The sequence below is a fragment of the Verruconatronum alginivorum genome (genome assembly GCF_056590205.1).
The window spans coordinates 4,621,581-4,638,965 of record NZ_JBWPVQ010000001.1 but is presented as its reverse complement, the minus strand read 5'-3'; the positions used below and the strand labels follow the sequence as shown (position 1 = coordinate 4,638,965).

General features: G+C 60.1%; 18 protein-coding genes. 10 read left to right on the top strand and 8 right to left on the bottom strand.

Going from position 1 to position 17,385, the window contains the following annotated elements; all coding sequences use genetic code 11:
• Nucleotides 1–12: 12 nt before the first annotated feature.
• The 3 genes from hprK to ACWUI2_RS16745 all read left to right on the top strand — a co-directional run bounded on the left by hprK (nucleotide 13) and on the right by ACWUI2_RS16745 (nucleotide 3,477).
• Nucleotides 13–984, top strand: a complete 972-nt coding sequence (gene hprK, locus ACWUI2_RS16755) for an HPr(Ser) kinase/phosphatase (RefSeq protein ID WP_486983999.1) — start codon at nucleotides 13–15, stop codon at nucleotides 982–984.
• Nucleotides 985–1,603: 619 nt separating this feature from the next.
• Nucleotides 1,604–3,013, top strand: coding sequence for a chromosomal replication initiator protein DnaA (gene dnaA, locus ACWUI2_RS16750; protein WP_486983998.1), 1,410 nt, complete (start codon nucleotides 1,604–1,606; stop codon nucleotides 3,011–3,013).
• A 20-nt stretch (nucleotides 3,014–3,033) separates the two neighbouring features.
• A complete protein-coding gene (locus tag ACWUI2_RS16745; RefSeq protein ID WP_486983997.1) occupies nucleotides 3,034–3,477 on the top strand; it encodes a hypothetical protein in 444 nt (147 codons plus the stop codon).
• Between the two features lie 53 nt (nucleotides 3,478–3,530).
• Here the strand turns inward: ACWUI2_RS16745 and ACWUI2_RS16740 are convergent, their stop codons facing one another.
• The 4 genes from ACWUI2_RS16740 to mntR form a co-directional block, all read right to left on the bottom strand.
• A complete protein-coding gene (locus ACWUI2_RS16740; RefSeq protein ID WP_486983996.1) occupies nucleotides 3,531–4,301 on the bottom strand; it encodes an SDR family oxidoreductase in 771 nt (256 codons plus the stop codon).
• Between the two features lie 108 nt (nucleotides 4,302–4,409).
• Nucleotides 4,410–4,979: an RsmD family RNA methyltransferase gene (locus ACWUI2_RS16735; protein WP_486983995.1), complete on the bottom strand. Its 570-nt coding sequence runs from the start codon at nucleotides 4,977–4,979 to the stop codon at nucleotides 4,410–4,412.
• 6 nt (nucleotides 4,980–4,985) lie between these two features.
• Nucleotides 4,986–5,570 carry a hypothetical protein gene (locus ACWUI2_RS16730; RefSeq protein WP_486983994.1) on the bottom strand — a complete coding sequence of 195 codons (585 nt, stop codon included), beginning with the start codon at nucleotides 5,568–5,570 and terminating at the stop codon, nucleotides 4,986–4,988.
• A 91-nt stretch (nucleotides 5,571–5,661) separates the two neighbouring features.
• Complete coding sequence (gene mntR, locus ACWUI2_RS16725) at nucleotides 5,662–6,141, bottom strand: transcriptional regulator MntR (RefSeq protein ID WP_486983993.1); 480 nt, start codon at nucleotides 6,139–6,141, stop codon at nucleotides 5,662–5,664.
• Between the two features lie 189 nt (nucleotides 6,142–6,330).
• Between mntR and ACWUI2_RS16720 the strand changes: the two genes are divergently transcribed.
• From ACWUI2_RS16720 to ACWUI2_RS16700, 5 genes are all read left to right on the top strand, one after another.
• Complete coding sequence (locus tag ACWUI2_RS16720) at nucleotides 6,331–7,302, top strand: metal ABC transporter solute-binding protein, Zn/Mn family (protein WP_486983992.1); 972 nt, start codon at nucleotides 6,331–6,333, stop codon at nucleotides 7,300–7,302.
• A 10-nt stretch (nucleotides 7,303–7,312) separates the two neighbouring features.
• On the top strand, nucleotides 7,313–8,119 hold the full coding sequence (locus ACWUI2_RS16715) for a metal ABC transporter ATP-binding protein (protein WP_486983991.1): 807 nt from the start codon (nucleotides 7,313–7,315) through the stop codon (nucleotides 8,117–8,119).
• Between the two features lie 19 nt (nucleotides 8,120–8,138).
• Entirely contained in the window at nucleotides 8,139–9,653 is a 1,515-nt protein-coding gene (locus ACWUI2_RS16710; RefSeq protein WP_486983990.1) for a metal ABC transporter permease, read from the top strand.
• Nucleotides 9,650–10,624, top strand: a complete 975-nt coding sequence (locus tag ACWUI2_RS16705) for a metal ABC transporter permease (RefSeq protein ID WP_486983989.1) — start codon at nucleotides 9,650–9,652, stop codon at nucleotides 10,622–10,624. Before ACWUI2_RS16710 ends, ACWUI2_RS16705 begins: the two co-directional genes overlap by 4 nt.
• A gap of 109 nt (nucleotides 10,625–10,733) precedes the next feature.
• Nucleotides 10,734–11,531, top strand: coding sequence for a PaaX family transcriptional regulator C-terminal domain-containing protein (locus ACWUI2_RS16700; RefSeq protein WP_486983988.1), 798 nt, complete (start codon nucleotides 10,734–10,736; stop codon nucleotides 11,529–11,531).
• A 119-nt stretch (nucleotides 11,532–11,650) separates the two neighbouring features.
• Here the strand turns inward: ACWUI2_RS16700 and ACWUI2_RS16695 are convergent, their stop codons facing one another.
• From ACWUI2_RS16695 to ACWUI2_RS16680, 4 genes are all read right to left on the bottom strand, one after another.
• Nucleotides 11,651–12,763 (bottom strand): aminopeptidase, encoded by a 1,113-nt coding sequence (locus ACWUI2_RS16695; RefSeq protein WP_486983987.1) that lies wholly within the window; start codon nucleotides 12,761–12,763, stop codon nucleotides 11,651–11,653.
• A gap of 26 nt (nucleotides 12,764–12,789) precedes the next feature.
• Nucleotides 12,790–14,004 carry a tetraacyldisaccharide 4'-kinase gene (lpxK, locus tag ACWUI2_RS16690; RefSeq protein WP_486983986.1) on the bottom strand — a complete coding sequence of 405 codons (1,215 nt, stop codon included), beginning with the start codon at nucleotides 14,002–14,004 and terminating at the stop codon, nucleotides 12,790–12,792.
• A 106-nt stretch (nucleotides 14,005–14,110) separates the two neighbouring features.
• Entirely contained in the window at nucleotides 14,111–14,440 is a 330-nt protein-coding gene (gene ppnP / locus ACWUI2_RS16685) for a pyrimidine/purine nucleoside phosphorylase (protein ID WP_486983985.1), read from the bottom strand.
• Nucleotides 14,437–15,423 (bottom strand): diaminopimelate dehydrogenase, encoded by a 987-nt coding sequence (locus ACWUI2_RS16680; RefSeq protein WP_486983984.1) that lies wholly within the window; start codon nucleotides 15,421–15,423, stop codon nucleotides 14,437–14,439. The genes ppnP and ACWUI2_RS16680 overlap by 4 nt, the downstream gene beginning before the upstream one ends.
• A gap of 471 nt (nucleotides 15,424–15,894) precedes the next feature.
• Here ACWUI2_RS16680 and panD point away from each other — a divergent pair, with 471 nt between their 5' ends.
• On the top strand, nucleotides 15,895–16,260 hold the full coding sequence (gene panD, locus ACWUI2_RS16675) for an aspartate 1-decarboxylase (protein WP_486983983.1): 366 nt from the start codon (nucleotides 15,895–15,897) through the stop codon (nucleotides 16,258–16,260).
• The gene (locus tag ACWUI2_RS16670) at nucleotides 16,257–17,342 is read left to right on the top strand and encodes a pyridoxal-phosphate-dependent aminotransferase family protein (RefSeq protein ID WP_486983982.1); all 1,086 of its coding nucleotides are present in this window, start codon (nucleotides 16,257–16,259) and stop codon (nucleotides 17,340–17,342) included. The genes panD and ACWUI2_RS16670 overlap by 4 nt, the downstream gene beginning before the upstream one ends.
• Nucleotides 17,343–17,385: the final 43 nt, after the last annotated feature.

The window sequence follows — 17,385 nt, the reverse complement described above, 5'->3', positions numbered from 1 at the left end:
ACCGCCACCGCCATGCAACCGCAATCTCCGATCAAACGTCCCAAAGGGATCACCGTTTCCCACTTCTTTAAGACCCACGGGAAAAAACTGAAGGTCGAGCTGATGGCCGGGGCCGGCGGCATGGAGCGGATCATCCGGGAGGGAAGCGTCAACCGCCCCGCCCTCGCCCTCACCGGCTTCTACAAATTTTTCTCCAACAAATGTATCCAGGTTTTGGGTGCGGCGGAGATGACCTACCTGAAGAGTTTCGACGACGAGAAACAATACCAGATGCTCCGGGAATTGGTGAAACGGATGATCCCGTGCATCGTCATGTCCCGCAACTACGTCCCGACCAAGGCAATTCTCCGCATCGCGGAGGAGACCAGCCTGCCGATCCTCCGGACGTCGATGATCACCAAACATTTCATCAACCTCGCCACCGTCGCCCTCGAATACGAATTCGCCCCGACCACCGTTGAACACGGCACTTTGATGGACGTCAAGGGGATCGGCACCCTGCTCAAAGGGAAAAGCGGCGTCGGCAAGAGCGAGTGCGCCTTGGCCTTGATCGAGCGCAACCACAGTTTGGTCGCCGACGACCTGACCTATATTTCCCTGATCAACGAAACCGATTTGGTCGGCCGCTCCTCCGAGCTCAACCGGGGTTACATGGAGTGCCGCGGCATCGGCATCATCAACGTGGCCGAATTGTTCGGGATCCGCAGCGTCCGAATGGAAAAACGGATCGATCTGGTGGTCAATTTCCAGGAATGGTCCCCCGGCATGGAGGAGGAACGGACCGGCCTCGAGCAAAACTATTACAATATCCTCGGGATGAACGTCCCGCTGATCGACCTCCCGGTCCGCTCGGGCCGCGACCTCTGCCGTCTGGTCGAAGTCGCCGCCCTCGTCCAGGCCCTCAAACGGATGGGCCACGACTCCGCCCGCGAATTCAACGAACGCCTGATCGCCCACATGGCGCGGCACTCCCAACAAGGTTGAGCCCGTCTCCACCCCTCGGGGGCGACGCCCAAAAAAAAATCGCCGGTTTTTTTTCGCCGGATTCGCCTTCCCGAAAACCGATATCCTCCCCTCCCAAACCACCCCCGGACCGGCCTCCCCAAACGTATCCGCCAAATCCACACATCGGTCCCGACTCATCTAGCAATCGGCGTGCCACCTTTTGCGTTTTTTCCTACCGCAACCTGGGGGAAACCCCTAGAACGGCCTTCTTCCAGCCTTTCGTTCCCGAGCCTCATTTCGAAAAAAGTTATGCTCAATTTCGCTGTGAGTAACTTGTTGAAAAGTTGGTCTTGAAAAGGTCCCGGGATTTCAAGTTACTTGCCTTCGCTTTTTGAGGTCCACCCGGACCCGGGCACGACCCGCCCGAAGAAGCACCGTAGAGCGATGAAAAAGAACCCGGCAGTCGATTTCCACAATAAACTCGTAAGCAACTACTTACGAAACGAAACCCACCCGGTTCACGTTCTTTCCGCTTCTGCGGCGGCTTCCGGAAAGCGTTCGCGTGAATTACGCTCCGCCCCGCTCTGCGGGCGGGCAAGCGGCCTTTGAGCCCAGTGACTTTCGTTTTGTGAATAATTTGCCTGATTCTATTGTCCCGATGCCAGAAGTTTCCGCCAGTGGAGCCCTTTGGGCGACAGTCAAGGAAGGGCTACGCCAGCTCTTTCCTTCCGAGGTGTACCAAATGTGGTTCGAACCTCTGTTGTGCGTGGAAGAAACCGAAGAGAGTATCACCTTGGGCGCGCCGAACGATTTCGCCGCCATTTGGCTCCAGGATAATTACCTGGAATTGCTCAGCGCCAAATGCAGTGAAACCGCGGCCCGCCCGGTCCGAGCGGCGATCGTCACCGTCGCCGCCCCGGCTCCGGAAAAAACGGAAGCCGAACCGGAACCCGTTCGCCGGCTCCCGGCCGATGAGCGCTCTTCCGGAAACCGTTCCCGCACCCGCACCCACGCCGGCAACGGCCCCTCCGGAAAACGCTCTCACGCCCTCAATCCGCGGAACGTGTTCGACAACTTCATCGTCGGATCCAACAGCCAATTGGCTCACGCCGCTTGCATGGCGGTCGCCCAGGCCCCCGCCCAGGCCTACAATCCCCTCTTCCTTTACGGAGCGACCGGACTCGGCAAGACCCACCTGATGCAGGCGGTAGGGCACCACGTCCTCCGCCAAAACCAGGAAGCCAAGGTCGCCTACGTCTCCTCCGAAAAGTTCACCAACGAATACATCACCGCCATCCAGGAAAACACCTTGGCCAAATTCCGCCAACGGTACCGGAACGCCGACGTCCTCCTGATCGACGACATCCATTTCCTCAGCGGCAAAGAACGGATCCAGGAAGAGTTTTTCCACACCTTCAACGACTTGTTCGAATCGCAGAAACAGATCATCCTTTCGAGCGACCGCCCGGTCAGCGAAATCTCCAAACTCGAAAGCCGAATGGTCTCCCGTTTCCAATGGGGCCTCGTCGCCGACATCCAGGCGCCCGACCTGGAAACCCGCACGGCCATTCTCCGGAGCAAAGCGACCGCCCTCCAATGCAATCTGCCGGCCGAGATCTTCAATTTCATCGCCGAACGGATCACCCGCAACATTCGCCGCCTCGAAGGCGCGTTGCTCAAAGTCGTCAGCTACGCTTCCCTCACCGGAAAACCGGTCGACTGCCCGACCGCCGCCCGTCTCCTTCAGGATGTCCTGCAGGAAGAGGCCCAACACCAAATCACCATCGAAAGAATTCAAAAGCGGGTGGTGGAACATTACCAGCTCCGCCTCTCCGACATGGTCAGCCGCCGACGCCCGGCCAACATCGCCTTCCCGCGCCAAATCGCCATGTATCTGAGCCGCACCCTTACCAAGTGCCCCCTTCAGGAGATCGGGGAAAACTTCGGCGGCCGCGACCACGGCACTGTGATCTACGCCTGCCGCACCGTTGAAAACATGATGGAACAAGACGAATCGGTCCGTAGCGTGGTGGAATACCTCAAGAGCCAGATCGAAAAAAACACTTGAACCACCAGAACCAACTCACGATGAAACTGACCGACGAACAGAAGAATCAAGTCTCCCAATGGGTGGAGGAAGGGATCAGTCTCTCCCAGATCCAGCAGAAACTCGCGGAAGAGTTCGATCTGAAACTGACCTACATGGACACCCGCTTCCTCGTCGACGATCTCGGACTCGAACTCACCGAACAACGGCCCTCCCAACCCGCCCCCGAAGTGGTGAAGGCCCCCGGGGCTTCCTCCCCCGAAGGGGCCGGTGGCGTCACCGTCGATCTCGACCGGATCACCCAACCGGGAGCCATCGCCAGCGGATCCGTCACCTTCAGCGACGGCAAGAACTCCACCTGGGCTCTCGACCAACATGGCCGCCTGATGCTCGCCGCCGTCGCCGAAGGCTATCGCCCCAGCCAGGAAGACCTCGAAGCCTTCCAACAAGAACTTAGCCAGGCCCTCGAACGAAGCGGCATGTGACGCGCCGTCGCGCCCTCAATCGTCTATTGTCTATCAGCTATCGTCTATCGCCTCTAGATCACCTGCAGGCGCGGCCGTAACTGCACCGCCACCACGTCCATCCGCTTCGGCTGCGTCAGGCAATATTCGATACATACCGCAACGTCTTCCGCCTTCATCATTTTGTGCTCCCGGATCTTCGCCTCTTTGTCGGCGTCGTCCTTACCCGCCAGATCGCTGCTGGTCAGCCCCGGCTCGACCAGGGAAACTCGAATTCCGAGTGGATTGACCTCCTTCCGCAAGGATTCACTGAAAGCCTGGATCCCAGCTTTTGTGGTCACATACAATGGATTCGGTTCCCGTAAATCGGCGCTCATCGATCCGACGTTTACAATATGCCCGTCTTCAGCTTCCCGCATACGGGCCACCGCTTCCCGGGTGCAAGCCAAGTATCCGATCAAGTTAACTTCGACGACGTAACGCCACTCCTCCTCCGCCGCGTCGAAGAGCCGCGTTTGCGCCACCGCCGCATTATTGATCAAGACGTCGATTCCCCCGAGCTTCTCGTCCACTTCACGGAAGACCCGTTTGACATCCTCTCCTTTCGCCTGATCGGCGACCACTCCGTGGCCTTCTCCTCCGGCCGCATCGATCTGGGCCAGTGTTTCCTTCAATTCGTCTTCATGACGACCGAAAATCAGGAGCCGCGCTCCATAAGAAGCCAATAGAATCGCCGTCGCCCGGCCGATCCCCGTCGTCCCTCCGGATATGACCACCCGTTTGTCGGCCAATGATTCGATCTTGGTGTGAATTTGCGCATCCGGTTTAGTTTGTTGTCCAGACATGTTCGTCGTCCTCCTTTTCCCTGCGGTTGGTGATAGATCCTATCGCTCAATCTATCCGCAAACCCCGGGCGACGCATGGCGAACGATTCGGTTTGGGGCAATCCCCGATCAGCCGTCGGTCGACCGTCGGTAGAACGAACATCCGGGCTGCCTCCGCCCTTTCCCGAGCCGTTTAAAACAATCCCAGCCCGGAGGCGTCACCACCGCTTCCCCCGGCATTTCAAATACCACAATCCCATTCGGTTTCAACCACTCGGCAAATCGCTCGAAAAGTCCCGGCGCAACTTCCCCGACGATCCCATAGGGTGGATCGACGAATACCAGCTCAACCTGGTCGCCTTCGGCCCGCGGCTTCCAGCGAGTCGCATCCCCGCCGACTACCTCCGGAATCGGCTTGGGATCCCCGAGACTCCGACCAACCGCCCGAATGTTTTCCCGAATCGAGTAAACCATCATTCGGTTTTTCTCGACGAAGATACCGCCGACCGCGCCACGGCTCCAGGCTTCCAATCCATAAGCACCGCTCCCGGCGAACAAATCGAAAAAACGGGCCCCAACGACCCGGTCGCCCAAACTGGAGAAAACCGCCTCGCGCAATCGATCGGTCGCCGGCCTCACGCCATCCTGCTTACCGGTCCTGAGCGGTATGCCCCGTGCCTTCCCTCCGGTGATCCGCATCGCCGGTCAGACCGCCGGAGCAGCCGCTCGACTGTAGCAAACGAGGTGACTCATGGAACACCACGCGAGCAACATCGGCAAAAGAATCAACCCCGAAATCAAAACCAACATCAGGCTGAATCCGCCCAGCAAGTAACCGGAAACCCCGAACAAACCCGCCATCAACGGGAGTTTCAATTCGAGATGGTCCCCCAGCCGGGCGATGAGGGCGCTAAAAACGATCGCAAACACCGCCGGCTGCCAATCGCCCAACGCCAAGGTCATGCCCCAAAGGAAAAAAACCGGGGCGGTAAAATAAAAAAACTTCCGGTAATGGATGGTTTGCAACAGAACCGATCCCGCCAAAATCGCCGCGACCACCAGAAAATCCGGATGGAGGTAAGCAGCAGATCCCTCGTCGGGAAAATATCGGATGCTTTCGATCAACAAATAGGAGGCTCCGAAACCCCGGGCCAGATCGAACCAATGCTGCCAGGTCAGCAGCATCCTCTCCAAACGGAAGCGAGCGCTCCGCGTCTGCGCGAGCCGGTCCTTGACCGCAGCGGAATACAACAGCGTTGCGGGGACCAACAACACAACCGCGGCACTCAAGAAAGGGATCCAATTAATCTCCACCATATAGCGAATTCCCAAACATTGGTGCCCCCCCGGCCATCAGTCCACGCCAAATTTATAAAAAAATTTACCGTTTCCGTCCCCCCCTGGCCGCCGCCTTCGTCTCATCATCGTTGGGGTCGGACCGCAACATCTCGTCCAGCTTCGACGGGTGCCGCCGCCAATGCTGCACCATCAATTCCAGCCGCGCCAGACTCTCCGAACTCAAATGATGCTCGATCCCTTCGACATCCTTCGCCACCACCTCCGGTTCAAGCCCAAGCAAGCTCAGGAATTCGGTCAGAATCAAATGCCGCCTCCGGATCCGCCGCGCCACTTCCCGCCCCCGCTCCGTCAAGGTCACGCCCCGATACTTCTCATACACCACGAACTCGAGCTTGCTCAACCGCTGCAACATGATCGAAACACTCGGCCGACTCAGTTTCAAAGACTCGGCGATGTCCGAAGCCCGCGCATACCCCTTGCTCTCGATCAACTCATAGATCCGCTCCAGGTAATCTTCGATGCTTTGCGTGACTTTCGGCGGGCTTTTCGAAACCTTTTTCATTCGATCCGGGCCGGCGTTCCGGCGAAATACGGGATTTAATTAGCTTAAACTAACTTTTATTGTTGATTCTAATTCGAAGCTGGACGATCATTCCGGAATGAATTCGGGTTTCCGCGTCGGCGTCCGGAGGCGGTTCAACCTTGGTTTCCATCGGTTCCAGCATCGCCGCCGATCTTGTTTCTTTCGTTTATGAATGCCAAATCTTATTTTCGCCGTTTCGCCCGCCGAGCCCGCTGCCCGGCCGTTTGCCTGCTGGCCGCATTGACCGCCGGCCTATTCGGCGCCTGCGCCGGATCCGAGGCCGAGCCGTCCGCCGACGGCGGGCCGCCGCGGGTCGTGACCACCGCCACCATGGTGAAAGACATGGTCGAAGCGATCGGTGGCGAACGGATCGCCGTCGACAACTTGATGGGGCCGGGGATCGACCCCCACCTCTACCGCCCGTCCGTGACCGATCTCCGCCGTCTCGACCGGGCCGCCGCGGTTTTCTACGTCGGCCTCCGCTTCGAGGAGTTGATGGAAACCACCCTCGAACAACGGAAACGGTCGGGCCGAAAGGTCTTCGCTCTCACCGACTCCCTCCCGAAAGACCGGTTGCTCCCTTCGCCCGACGGAGCCGACATCGTCGATCCGCACGTCTGGTTCGACGTCGCCCTCTGGTCCCACGCCGTCGACGCCGTGGCCGACGGTTTGACCGAACTCCTGCCGGACCACGAAGAAGAGTTCCGTTCCCGGGCCGAAGATTACCGCAACCGTCTCCTCGCCCTCCACGAATGGGCGTTGGAAAAGTCGGCCGAACTTCCCGAAGAAAAACGAATCCTGGTAACCAGCCACGATGCCTACAACTACTTCGGCGAAGCCTACGGTTTCCAAGTCGTCGGCCTGATGGGGATCTCCACCGCCACCGAACCCGGCCTCGCCGACATCACCCGACTGATCGATTTTATCCGTGACAACGACATCAAGGCGATCTTCGTCGAATCAAGCGTCTCCCCCCGGGCGATCCGCCGGGTCAGCCAGGATTCCGGCGCCCGGATCGGCGGAGAACTCTTCTCCGACGCCCTCGGCGTCCCGGGCGAGGAACGGCTCGGCTTTGACGTCGGCACCTACGACGGAATGATCCGCTACAACTTGACCACCATCGTCGAGGCCTTACGATAACGCCCGCATTATGCCGAGCGATCCACCGATCTCCCGCAACGGAAAAACGAGCACGGACGATTCCACCATCCCGCTCGAAATCCACGACTTGACCGTCGCCTACCACAAAAAGCCGGTCCTCTGGGGAGTCGACGTCACCATCCCCCCGGGCGAACTGGTCGGAATCGTCGGCCCCAACGGAGCCGGGAAGTCGACCTTGATCAAAGCGGTCATGGGCCTCGTCCCGGTCAGCAGCGGCTGGGTGAAGATCTTCGGCAAACCAGCCCGGAAAAACCTTTCCCGAGTCGCCTACGTCCCCCAGCGCGAATCGGTCGATTGGGACTTCCCCGTCAGCGCCCTCGACGTGGTCTTGATGGGACGTTACGGACGGCTCGGACTCATCCGCCGTCCCGGCAAACGCGACCACGAGATCGCCCGCGAATGCCTCGAAAAGGTCAACATGCTTCCTTACGCCAACCGCCAGATCTCCAATCTCTCGGGCGGACAACAACAGCGCGTTTTCCTCGCGCGCGCCCTCGCCCAGGAAAGCGATCTTTACTTCATGGACGAACCGTTCGCCGGCATCGACGCCGCGACCGAGGCCGCCATCGTCACCTTGTTCCAGGAACTGAAGGCCCGCGGCAAAACCTTGATCGTCGTCCATCACGACCTCGCCTCCGCCCGGGCCTACTTCGACCGCCTCGTCCTGCTCAACATGCGGGTAGTCGCCTCCGGGCCGACCCCCGAAGTCTTCACCCACGACCTCCTCCAGCAAACCTACGGCGGCCGCCTCACCATCCTCTCCGAAGTCGCCGAAGAGGTCAAAGAACAAGGCTGACCCGGCCCGCAGCCCTGCCATGCACCCGACCCGGCCAAACGCCAATCCCCCCTCCGTCCCCCATCGTCTATCGCCTATCGTCTATCGTCTATTCCCCCTCTTCTTCCTCTTCTTCCTCTTCCTCCTCCTCGGCGCCCTCCCCGCCGAAGCCGCCCGCATCGGCGACCTCGGCGAAGTCGACGTTCTCGAACAAATCCGCCGCTTCTTCTCCTTCCGCGACCCCGCTGTCCGCTACGCCCTCTTCGGCTCGATCCTCCTCGGTCTCACCTGCGGGATGCTCGGCAGCTTCATCGTCGTCCGCCGCCTCGCCCTGATGGGCGACACCCTCTCCCACGCCGTCCTCCCGGGCGTCGTCCTCGGCTTCCTCTGGAACATGACCAAAGATCCGCTCGCGATCTTCATCGGCGCCACCTTGGCCGGACTCGCCGGGACGATGACCGTCTCCTTCATCACCCACACCACCCGACTGAAAGAGGACGCCGCCCTCGGGATGGTCCTCGCCGGCTATTTCGCTGTCGGAGCCTGCCTCCTGACCATGACCCAACAACTCCCGATCGGGACCCAAAGCGGAATCAACGACTTCCTCTTCGGCCACGCCGCCGCCATCGGCCCCGAGGACTTGCGCCTGATGACCGTCGTCGCCGCCATCGTCATCCTGCTCCTCACCCTCTTCTACAAGGAATTCCTCGTCAGCAGCTTCGACTCCGCCTTCGCCCGCCTGAGCGGTGTCCCGGCCCGCCTGATGCACCACACCTTGATGCTCCTGCTCGCCTTCTCGGTCGTCATCTCCCTGCAAGCGGTCGGCGTGGTGCTGGTCTCCGCCATGTTGATCATCCCCGCCGCCACCGCCTACCTCCTGACCGAACGGATGTCCCGCATGATCCTGCTCGCCGCCGTGATCGGCATCGCCTCCGGAGTCACCGGCGCGTTCCTTTCCTATCTCGGCAACAACCTCCCCACCGGGCCGTTCATGGTCCTTGCCGCCGGACTCTTCTTCTTCACCGCCTTCGCCTTCAGCCCCCGCCACGGAGTGGCGATGCGCGCATGGCGCCAACTGGCCCGACGCAAACGAACCGCCCGGGAAAACACGCTCAAAGCGATCTACCACGTCCTCGAAAAACAAAACTTCAACACCCCCGGGGTCTCCCTGCGCGAACTCGCTGAACATCGCCGCGAAACCGAAGAGGAGGCCCGCGCCCGCCTCGCCGCCCTCCGCCGGGTCGGTTTGATCACCCTTTCCGATGACGCGCGCGTCGCCCACCTCACCCCACGGGGATGGCGCCGGGCCGCCTCCATCGTCCGCAACCACCGCCTCTGGGAACTCTACCTGACCAACGCCGTGGAACTCGCCCCCGACCACGTCCACGACGACGCCGAACGAATCGAACACATTCTCAGCGAGGACACCGTCCGCCGGTTGGAACGACGCCTCGGCCACGCCGCCGTCGACCCCCATGGCAAACTGATCCCGAGCTCCATCGACATCCACCAAGGCCGTATCCCTTCGGCCGATACCGACCGAACCACCCGATGATCGACCTCCTGCCACCCTTTTCCTGGTACGATGTCTTCGTCCGCCCCTGGCGCGAGGAGTTGCACCTCTTCGGCTGGATCGGACTGATGGGATTTCTCGTCACCGCCGCCTGCGGCTTGATCGGTAATTATCTTATCCTCCGCCGCATGGCATTAATCGGCGACGCGATCAGCCACAGCGTCCTTCCCGGAATCGCCATCGCTTTTCTCCTGACCCAGACCCGCGGCTCGATCGCCCTCTTCATCGGCGCGCTTTTCGCCGGAATGTTGACCACCGTCCTCATCGAATTCATCCACGGCAAATCCCGGATCAAACAAGACTCGGCCATCGGCATCACCTTTTCCTGCCTCTTCGCCTTCGGCGTCATCCTGATCAGTCTTTTCGCGGGCACCATCGAACTCGACGCCGAATGCGTCCTCTTCGGCGAAATCGGCTGGGTCGCCTACGAGGCTCCCTTCGTCGAGATCGCCGGACTCACCCTCGGCCCGCCCTCGGTCGTCCGGATGGCGTTGGTCCTCCTGGCGACCGCCGCCCTGATCGCTCTCTTCTACAAGGAAATGCTGATCAGTTCCTTCGACCCCAACCTCTCCACCGCCCTCGGCATCAACGCCCGGGTGATGCATTATTCGCTGATGGCGGTCTTGTCGGTCATCGTGGTGAGCGCCTTCGAAGCGGTCGGGGCGATCCTGGTGATCGCGATGCTGATCCTCCCCGGCGCTACCGCCGCCCTCCTCTCCCAGCGCCTCCTCACCCGGCTCCTGCTGAGCCTGATCCACTCCATTCTCGCCGCCGTCGGCGGCATCCATCTCTCCCTCCTCCTCAATTCCTCGATCGCCCCCGCCATGGTCGTCGCCGGCTCCCTCCTCTTCGCCCTCGCCTGGCTCCTCAGCCCCCACGACGGCCTCCGGCAAATGCTTCCCGCACTCCGGAGAACTCCCCCCTCCACCACCCGACCCGCCCTCTCAGAATAAGCTCCCCCCTCGACCCCACCTTCCCCCCCTCACTTCGCGACAAAAAAACTAACAGGTGTTACTTTTTTTGTCGCGAAGTGAACATTTGGTTACCTATAATTCATGCATCATGCGTGCCTCAACCGAACTACTCCTCTGGGAATTGTTCTCCTTTGCCGGGGAACTGTTCCGCCCCTCCTTCCGCTATTCCAACGAAAGTTCCGAAGCCTGGGCGGCCCGCAACGGAATGTTGCGTCAGTTGCAACGACTGGAAGCGGAAGCTTTTCTCGAACGTCAGCCAGGCGGCAAAGCCGACCGGATCTATCGATTGACTCCGAAAGGCCGGCTCGCGGCCCTTGGCGGCAAAGATCCCGAAATGCACTGGTCCCGCGCCTGGGATGGACGATGGCGCCTGCTGATGTTTGATCTTCCGGCCTCGCCCCAGGCCCCGCGTGCCCGGTTGCGAACCGTCTTGCGAGAACATGGCCTCGGGTGTCTGCAAGGAAGCGTCTGGCTGTCGCCCCATCCATTGGATGAGATCCGGAACAAACTGTCCGGTGATCGTCATCCTTCGTCCCTGCTCCTCTTCGAAGGACGAACGACCGGGCATGAAGCTCCTTCCGAAATGGTCCACGAAGGCTGGGATTTCGGAGCCATCCGACGCGCGTGGGCCTTCTTGGCAAATTCGCTGGAACGGGGAAAGAAATTCCTCTCCGACGCACCAATCGATTCCGAAGCGTTCAAAGACTGGGCCGCGCTGGAGCAGTCGCATTGGAAGCAGATCCTTGAAATCGATCCCTTCCTGCCGGCCGAACTCCTTCCCCGCCATTACCCCGGTCGCAAACTCTGGAAAGAACGCCTCGCCCTTCGGGCCGCCCTCGGCAATCGCCTCCGCAACGCCCCCTCCTCTGCGCGACAAAAAAACTAACAGCTGTTAATTTCTTTGTCGCGTGAAATGCCAATACGGTTGGCCTGTCTCAATCGGAGTTTCTCGCACCTGCTTCCACGCGAGGCTGTCCGTCCCCCGTCGGTGGAATAGGAGATGCGTTACCTGAGGAGATAGTCGGGATTCAGCTTCTTCAGGGCGGCGGGGACGAAGAGGCCGTCTTTGCGGATCAGTTTGCCGTCGAAATGGATTTCGCCGCCGCCGTAATCTTCGCGTTGGATGCAGACCATGTCCCAATGGACTTGGGAGCGGTTGCCGTTGTCGGCTTCCTGGTAGGCTTGGCCGGGAGTGAAATGGAACGATCCGGCGATCTTTTCGTCGAAAAGAATGTCGTGCATCGGCTCGCGGATGTGGGGGTTGAAACCGAGGGCGAACTCGCCGATGTAACGGGCGCCGGGGTCCGAATCGAGGATTTCGTTGAGGCGTTCGGTGTTAGTGCCGGTGGCGTCCACCACCTTTCCTTTTTCAAACACGAGACGGATCCGCTCGAACGAGGTCCCCTGGTAAATGGTCGGGGCGTTGAAGGTGATTTCGCCTTCGACGCTGTTTTTGACCGGACAGGAAAAAACTTCGCCGTCGGGGATGTTGTGGGTGCCCCCGCAGGAAACCGCGCCGATACCTTTGATCGAAAACCGGAGATCGGTGCCGGGGCCTTTGATTTCGACGAGGTCGGTCTTGTTCATCAACTCCTTCAACGCCTTCATCCCCGGTTGCATCCGGGCGTAGTCGAGGGTGCAGACCCGGAAAAAGAAGTCTTCGAACTCCTCGGTGCTTTTCTTTGCCTGCTGGGCCATCGAGGGAGTCGGCCAACGGGTCACCACCCAACGGGTCTTTTTCACTCGCCAATCGAGCACCGGACGGAGGACGCGCATCGCGGTTTTCATCCGTTCGGCCGGGACGTCGGAACTTTCGAAAATGTTTTCCGCCCCGCGGAGCGCAATGTAGGCGTCCATCGACTTCATTCGCTGCAGTTCCACCTTGGCGGTGAGGGAAAACTGTTCTTCGACTCCCTCCCGCAACAACTCGCGGCCGATCCGGGCGCGCTGGATGTTGACGAACGGGATGGCGCCGATGGAGCGCGCCTGCCGGATCAGGGCGATCACCATGCCGTCGGGGATGTCGAAAGCGTCGATCAGGACTTTGTCGCCCTTTTTCAGTCGGGTGGAGAAAACAGTGAGGGTTTCCGCCAGTTTTTGGTAGCGTGGGTCGTTCATTGTAGTTGTGGTGGAGAGTCGGCGCGTCATTTCCCGGCAGCGCCTGCTCCGGCCGGGAGCGAGGAGAAGCAGATGCGGGAAACCGCTTCCTCAAAATCGTTCACGCCGGAGATAATGTCGATTTCCAGACGCAAATAATACAAAGGAAGTTCGCTCAACTTCTCCGAGGGCAACCGAACCGCGTCCTTTTCGGTCGTCACCAGGAAATCGAGTTTCGCTTCCTCCGCTTGGGAGAAAATCTGTTCCAACTCCTCGGCGCTGAAGCGATGGTGATCGAGGAAACGCTTGGTGTAAAGCACGCTGGCGCCGAAATCACGGAGAAATTGCTCGAAGTTTTCCGGGGTGGCGATGGCGCTGAAGGCCCCAACCCGTTTCCCGTTCAAGGTTTCCAACGGCAGACGTTCGTCGGTCCAGACCCCCTGCAGGAATTGCGGTTTATGGGCGCACTCGATGATTTCCGCCCGCTTGTTGTAACGCCGGATCAGACGTTCCAAACCGGGATCGGGCACGCCGTTTGACTTGGTCAAAAAGATGTAGGAGGCCCGTTTCAGGTGTTTCACCGGCTCGCGGAGAATCCCCCGCGGCAGGAGTTGGTGGTTGCCGAACGGGTTCGTTTTGTCGATCAACAACAGGTTCAACCGGCCCTTCAACGGCAGATATTGGAAGCCGTCGTCGAGCACCAGCGTGTCGACTCCGTATTTGCGGATCGCATAGGAACCGCTGGCCACCCGGTTCTTGTCGACGATGACCAACACCCCGGGGAGGTTCTTGGCCAACATGAAGGGCTCGTCCCCGGCCGTTTCGGAGTCGAGCAGAACGGTTTTGCCATCGCTCACCACTTTCGGGGGAGGGAGCTTGCCGTGGCTGAGTTGCCTCCAGAGCCGTCGCCAAAGCGGTTGGGGACGGCTCTTGTAACCGCGGCTGAGGATCGCGACTTTCCGTCCCCGCTCGGCGAGCGAACGGGCGAACTTTTCGACCACCGGAGTCTTGCCGGTGCCGCCGACGGTGAGGTTTCCGACCACCACCACCAGGCAGCCGAGCGGCTGGTCGTGGAAAATCCGCTTCTTATATAACCAGAGGCGCGCCTGGACGACCAGGTTGTAAATCAGCGACGGTCCGTAAAGAAAGGCCCCGAACACGGCGGCGCGCTTGCCGTGGCGCCGTCCGTAGATCACATCGACCGTGAACTCGGCGAACCGGGCAAGCCGCGAGTCGAGATATAGGCGGGCTTTCCTGAACATCCGAAACCAAGAAATTAAGAGTGCATCCGGGGGGAAGTCCAACCCTTTCCCCCGTTTTTACCGACCGCCCCAACCGGGACGCGGCGCGCACTCCAAACGGCCCCGGTCAGGTCAGAAACGAGCAAACGTATTGGCAGATCCCGTCCTCGACGGTTATGTCGAAACCGGAGTCTCCCGCGACCTCGAACGCCGCCCCTTCCCCGTAGGTTTTCCAATCGTTTTCACCGTCGAGCTTCACCCGGCAGGCGCCGGAGGTGACCTCCATCCGCTCCGGGGCGGCGGTGCCGAAATGATAGGTGCCCGGGAAAATGATCCCGAGCGTCTTCCGCGAGCCGTCCGGAAACACCAGCGCATGGCTGAGGACTTTTCCGTCGTAATAGACGTTGGCCTTGGTCAACGCGGTCACACCCGCGAATTCGGTTGGTATCGAGCTCATAATAATTCTTTCCGCAAATCGGCCGGACTTTTGGGCGAGAGCAATCCCGGAGCAATATCAAAAACCGTGCGCGCCCCGCTTTCCCCAGCTTGTTTCAACCGCCATGCCGCCCGGGCGTAAGCGACCAACACGCTGGCGGTGAACTCCGGGTTGCTGTCGAGCTTCAACGAATACTCGACGGTCTCGACATTCCCCTCGCCGGTCCGTCCGCTCCGGATGACGAATCCGCCGTGCGGCATCGCCGAATGGTCCCGCCGAAGCTCCTCGGCCGAAATGAAATGAACGGTGGTGTCGTAGTCGGCGAAATAATCGGGCATGGTGACGATCGCCCGCTCGACTTCCGCCGCATCCGCTCCGTCCGCCAGGACCACGTAGCATTCGCGGGTGTGTTTCTCCCGGGTGGTCAACTCCGGCATTTTCCCCGACCGCACCGCCTCGATCGCCTTCTCCGACGGCAGGGTGTATTGCACGCCGCCCGCGACGCCCGACACCCGGCGGATGGCGTCGGAATGGCCTTGGCTGACTCCTTTTCCCCAGAACGAGTAGGTGCTGCCAACCGGCAAAATCGCCTCGCCGTAGAGACGGTTGAGGGAAAACATCCCCGGATCCCAGCCGACGGCGATCACCGCCAACGTGCCGCGGCCCCGGGCGGCGGCGTCGACCGCCGCGAAGTATTCCGGAATCCTGGCGTGGGTGTCGAAACTGTCGACCGTGTTGAAGCGCGCCGCCAACGCCGGCCCCTGTTCCGGCAGGTCGCTTTTCGAGCCGCCGCACAGAATTAAGACGTCGATCCGGTCGCGGGAGGCGTCCAAATCATCCATCGAGAAAACCGGCGTCTCCCGGCCGAGCGTCTCGACGGAAGCCGGGTCCCGCCGGGTGAAGACCCCGGTCAGTTCCATATCCGCGTTCTGCGCGATCGCCGCCTCCACTCCCCGCCCGAGATTCCCATACCCGGCGATTCCGATTCGAATTTTCGTCGTCATAATTGAAACGTTCCAATCAAACCGCCAGAAAGCCGTTTGTCGAGTTTCCGCAACGGGTTAAGTTCCGCTCGTTGGAGTTCTGCATTTATGCGGTCCGGGCGTCGGGAAAAGACCGGCAAAAACCGGAACCCCACCGAGACCCCATCCAAAAAAGGGTTTCGGGCGTTCGCTTGGCTGAAACAGCGGTGACACACCCCACCATGCTCGCGCATGGTCCCCCCCTCTTAAGAGGGGAACTGCTTACAAAAAGATCCCCTCTTGAGAGGGGGGGACCGCTCGCTAGAGCGGTGGGGTGTGTCACCGAGCCAGTCCGGTCGCTGCAAACCCCTTTCGGATGGGGGGTCTAACGAGGCGGACTCCAGCGCGGTTTTTCGACTGTTTTCGGCGGGGCGATGGCGTTATTGTCGGATTGTTTGTTGACGAAGAGAAGCTTTCCGGCTTGTTAAGACTGTTTACGCAAGGACCTATTCCATGCTACTTCAACTGGTAAAATCGAAAATTCATCGCGCCGAGGTGACGGATTGCAGCCTCAATTACGAGGGGAGTCTGGCCATCGACAGCGACTTGATGGAGCAAGCCAACCTCCAACCGTTCGAAAAGATCCTAGTCGGCAACATCGCCAACGGGGCCCGTTTCGAAACCTACGCCATTCCCGCCCCGGCCGGTTCCGGCAAGTTCAGTCTGAACGGAGGCACCGCCCACCTGGGCAAGATTGGCGACTTGTTGACCATCATGGCTTTCGCCTGGATGGACGAGAAGGAGGCCAGTACCTGGAAACCGCACGTGATCGTCCTCGGCGACCATAACCAAAAGATCATCAAAAAATCCGCAAAGTGAGCTACAAACTCTTCATTCCCGGCCCGGTCGAGGTTTCCGAAAAAACCTACCGGGCGATGACCACGCCGGTGTTCGGCCACCGCAGCAGCGATTTCGTGGAGCTTTACCAGTCGATCCAGCCGAACCTCCAAAAGCTGTTCTTCACCAAGGATCCGGTCTTCCTCAGCACCAGCAGCGCCTGGGGCGTCATGGAGGGCTCCCTGCGCAACGTCACCGCCAAAAAGGTGCTCAACTGCATGAGCGGCGCCTTCTCCGACAAGTGGAACGACGTCGCCGAACGCTGCGGCAAACAGGCCAAAGGACTCCGCTTCGAATGGGGTCAACCGATCGACCCCGAGGCGATCCGGCGGGAACTTTCCACCGGCGAGTTCGACTCGATCACCCTGATCCACAACGAGACGTCGACCGGCACTATGAACCCGCTGGCCGAAATCATGGCGGTCCTCCGGGAGTTTCCCGAGGTGATTTCCATCATTGACTGTGTCAGCTCCTTTTCCGCCCTTCCGATCAAGAAGGACGAACTCGGCATCGACGTGATGCTCACCGGCTCGCAAAAAGCGCTCGCCATGCCTCCCGGCCTCGCCCTGATTTCCGTGTCGGAGCGGGCCCTCGCTCGGACGAAGAACTTGCCCGACCGCGGTTACTACTTCGACTTTCTCGAGTTCCTGAGCAACCACGAAAAGGGGATGACGCCAAGCACCCCGACGATTCCGCACATCTTCGCCCTCCGCTCCAAGCTGGAGGATATTTTCGCCGAAGGACTCAACCAACGCTTCGCCCGCCACGCCCACCTCAACCGCCTGGTCCGCGACTGGGTGAAAGGCCGCGGCCTCGAACTCTTCCCGCCGGAAGAATTCGGTTCCATTTCCCTCAACTGCGTCCGCAACAGCGAAGACATCGATCTCGGGGCGCTCAATAAAATCCTCAAATCCGATTTCAACTGCGTGATCGACGGAGGTTACGGGAAGATTAAAGGAAAGACTTTCCGCATCTCCAACATGGGCGACGAGACCGAGGAGACCATCCGCGGACTCCTCGCCAACCTCGACACCGCCCTCGATCGTCTCGCCCAGAAAAGCTGATCAAAACCCGTAGGACTTCCCCTCTCCTCCTTCCATTTATCCG

Coding starts and splice junctions, on each gene's coding strand:
- ACWUI2_RS16700 (WP_486983988.1), top strand. CDS start 10,734: ATGCGTGCCTCAACCGAACTACTCCTCTGGGAATTGTTCTCCTTTGCC.
- panD (WP_486983983.1), top strand. CDS start 15,895: ATGCTACTTCAACTGGTAAAATCGAAAATTCATCGCGCCGAGGTGACG.
- ACWUI2_RS16695 (WP_486983987.1), bottom strand. CDS start 12,763: ATGAACGACCCACGCTACCAAAAACTGGCGGAAACCCTCACTGTTTTC.
- ACWUI2_RS16745 (WP_486983997.1), top strand. CDS start 3,034: ATGAAACTGACCGACGAACAGAAGAATCAAGTCTCCCAATGGGTGGAG.
- ppnP (WP_486983985.1), bottom strand. CDS start 14,440: ATGAGCTCGATACCAACCGAATTCGCGGGTGTGACCGCGTTGACCAAG.
- lpxK (WP_486983986.1), bottom strand. CDS start 14,004: ATGTTCAGGAAAGCCCGCCTATATCTCGACTCGCGGCTTGCCCGGTTC.
- mntR (WP_486983993.1), bottom strand. CDS start 6,141: ATGAAAAAGGTTTCGAAAAGCCCGCCGAAAGTCACGCAAAGCATCGAA.
- dnaA (WP_486983998.1), top strand. CDS start 1,604: ATGCCAGAAGTTTCCGCCAGTGGAGCCCTTTGGGCGACAGTCAAGGAA.
- ACWUI2_RS16720 (WP_486983992.1), top strand. CDS start 6,331: ATGAATGCCAAATCTTATTTTCGCCGTTTCGCCCGCCGAGCCCGCTGC.
- ACWUI2_RS16710 (WP_486983990.1), top strand. CDS start 8,139: ATGCACCCGACCCGGCCAAACGCCAATCCCCCCTCCGTCCCCCATCGT.
- hprK (WP_486983999.1), top strand. CDS start 13: ATGCAACCGCAATCTCCGATCAAACGTCCCAAAGGGATCACCGTTTCC.
- ACWUI2_RS16740 (WP_486983996.1), bottom strand. CDS start 4,301: ATGTCTGGACAACAAACTAAACCGGATGCGCAAATTCACACCAAGATC.
- ACWUI2_RS16705 (WP_486983989.1), top strand. CDS start 9,650: ATGATCGACCTCCTGCCACCCTTTTCCTGGTACGATGTCTTCGTCCGC.
- ACWUI2_RS16680 (WP_486983984.1), bottom strand. CDS start 15,423: ATGACGACGAAAATTCGAATCGGAATCGCCGGGTATGGGAATCTCGGG.
- ACWUI2_RS16735 (WP_486983995.1), bottom strand. CDS start 4,979: ATGCGGATCACCGGAGGGAAGGCACGGGGCATACCGCTCAGGACCGGT.
- ACWUI2_RS16715 (WP_486983991.1), top strand. CDS start 7,313: ATGCCGAGCGATCCACCGATCTCCCGCAACGGAAAAACGAGCACGGAC.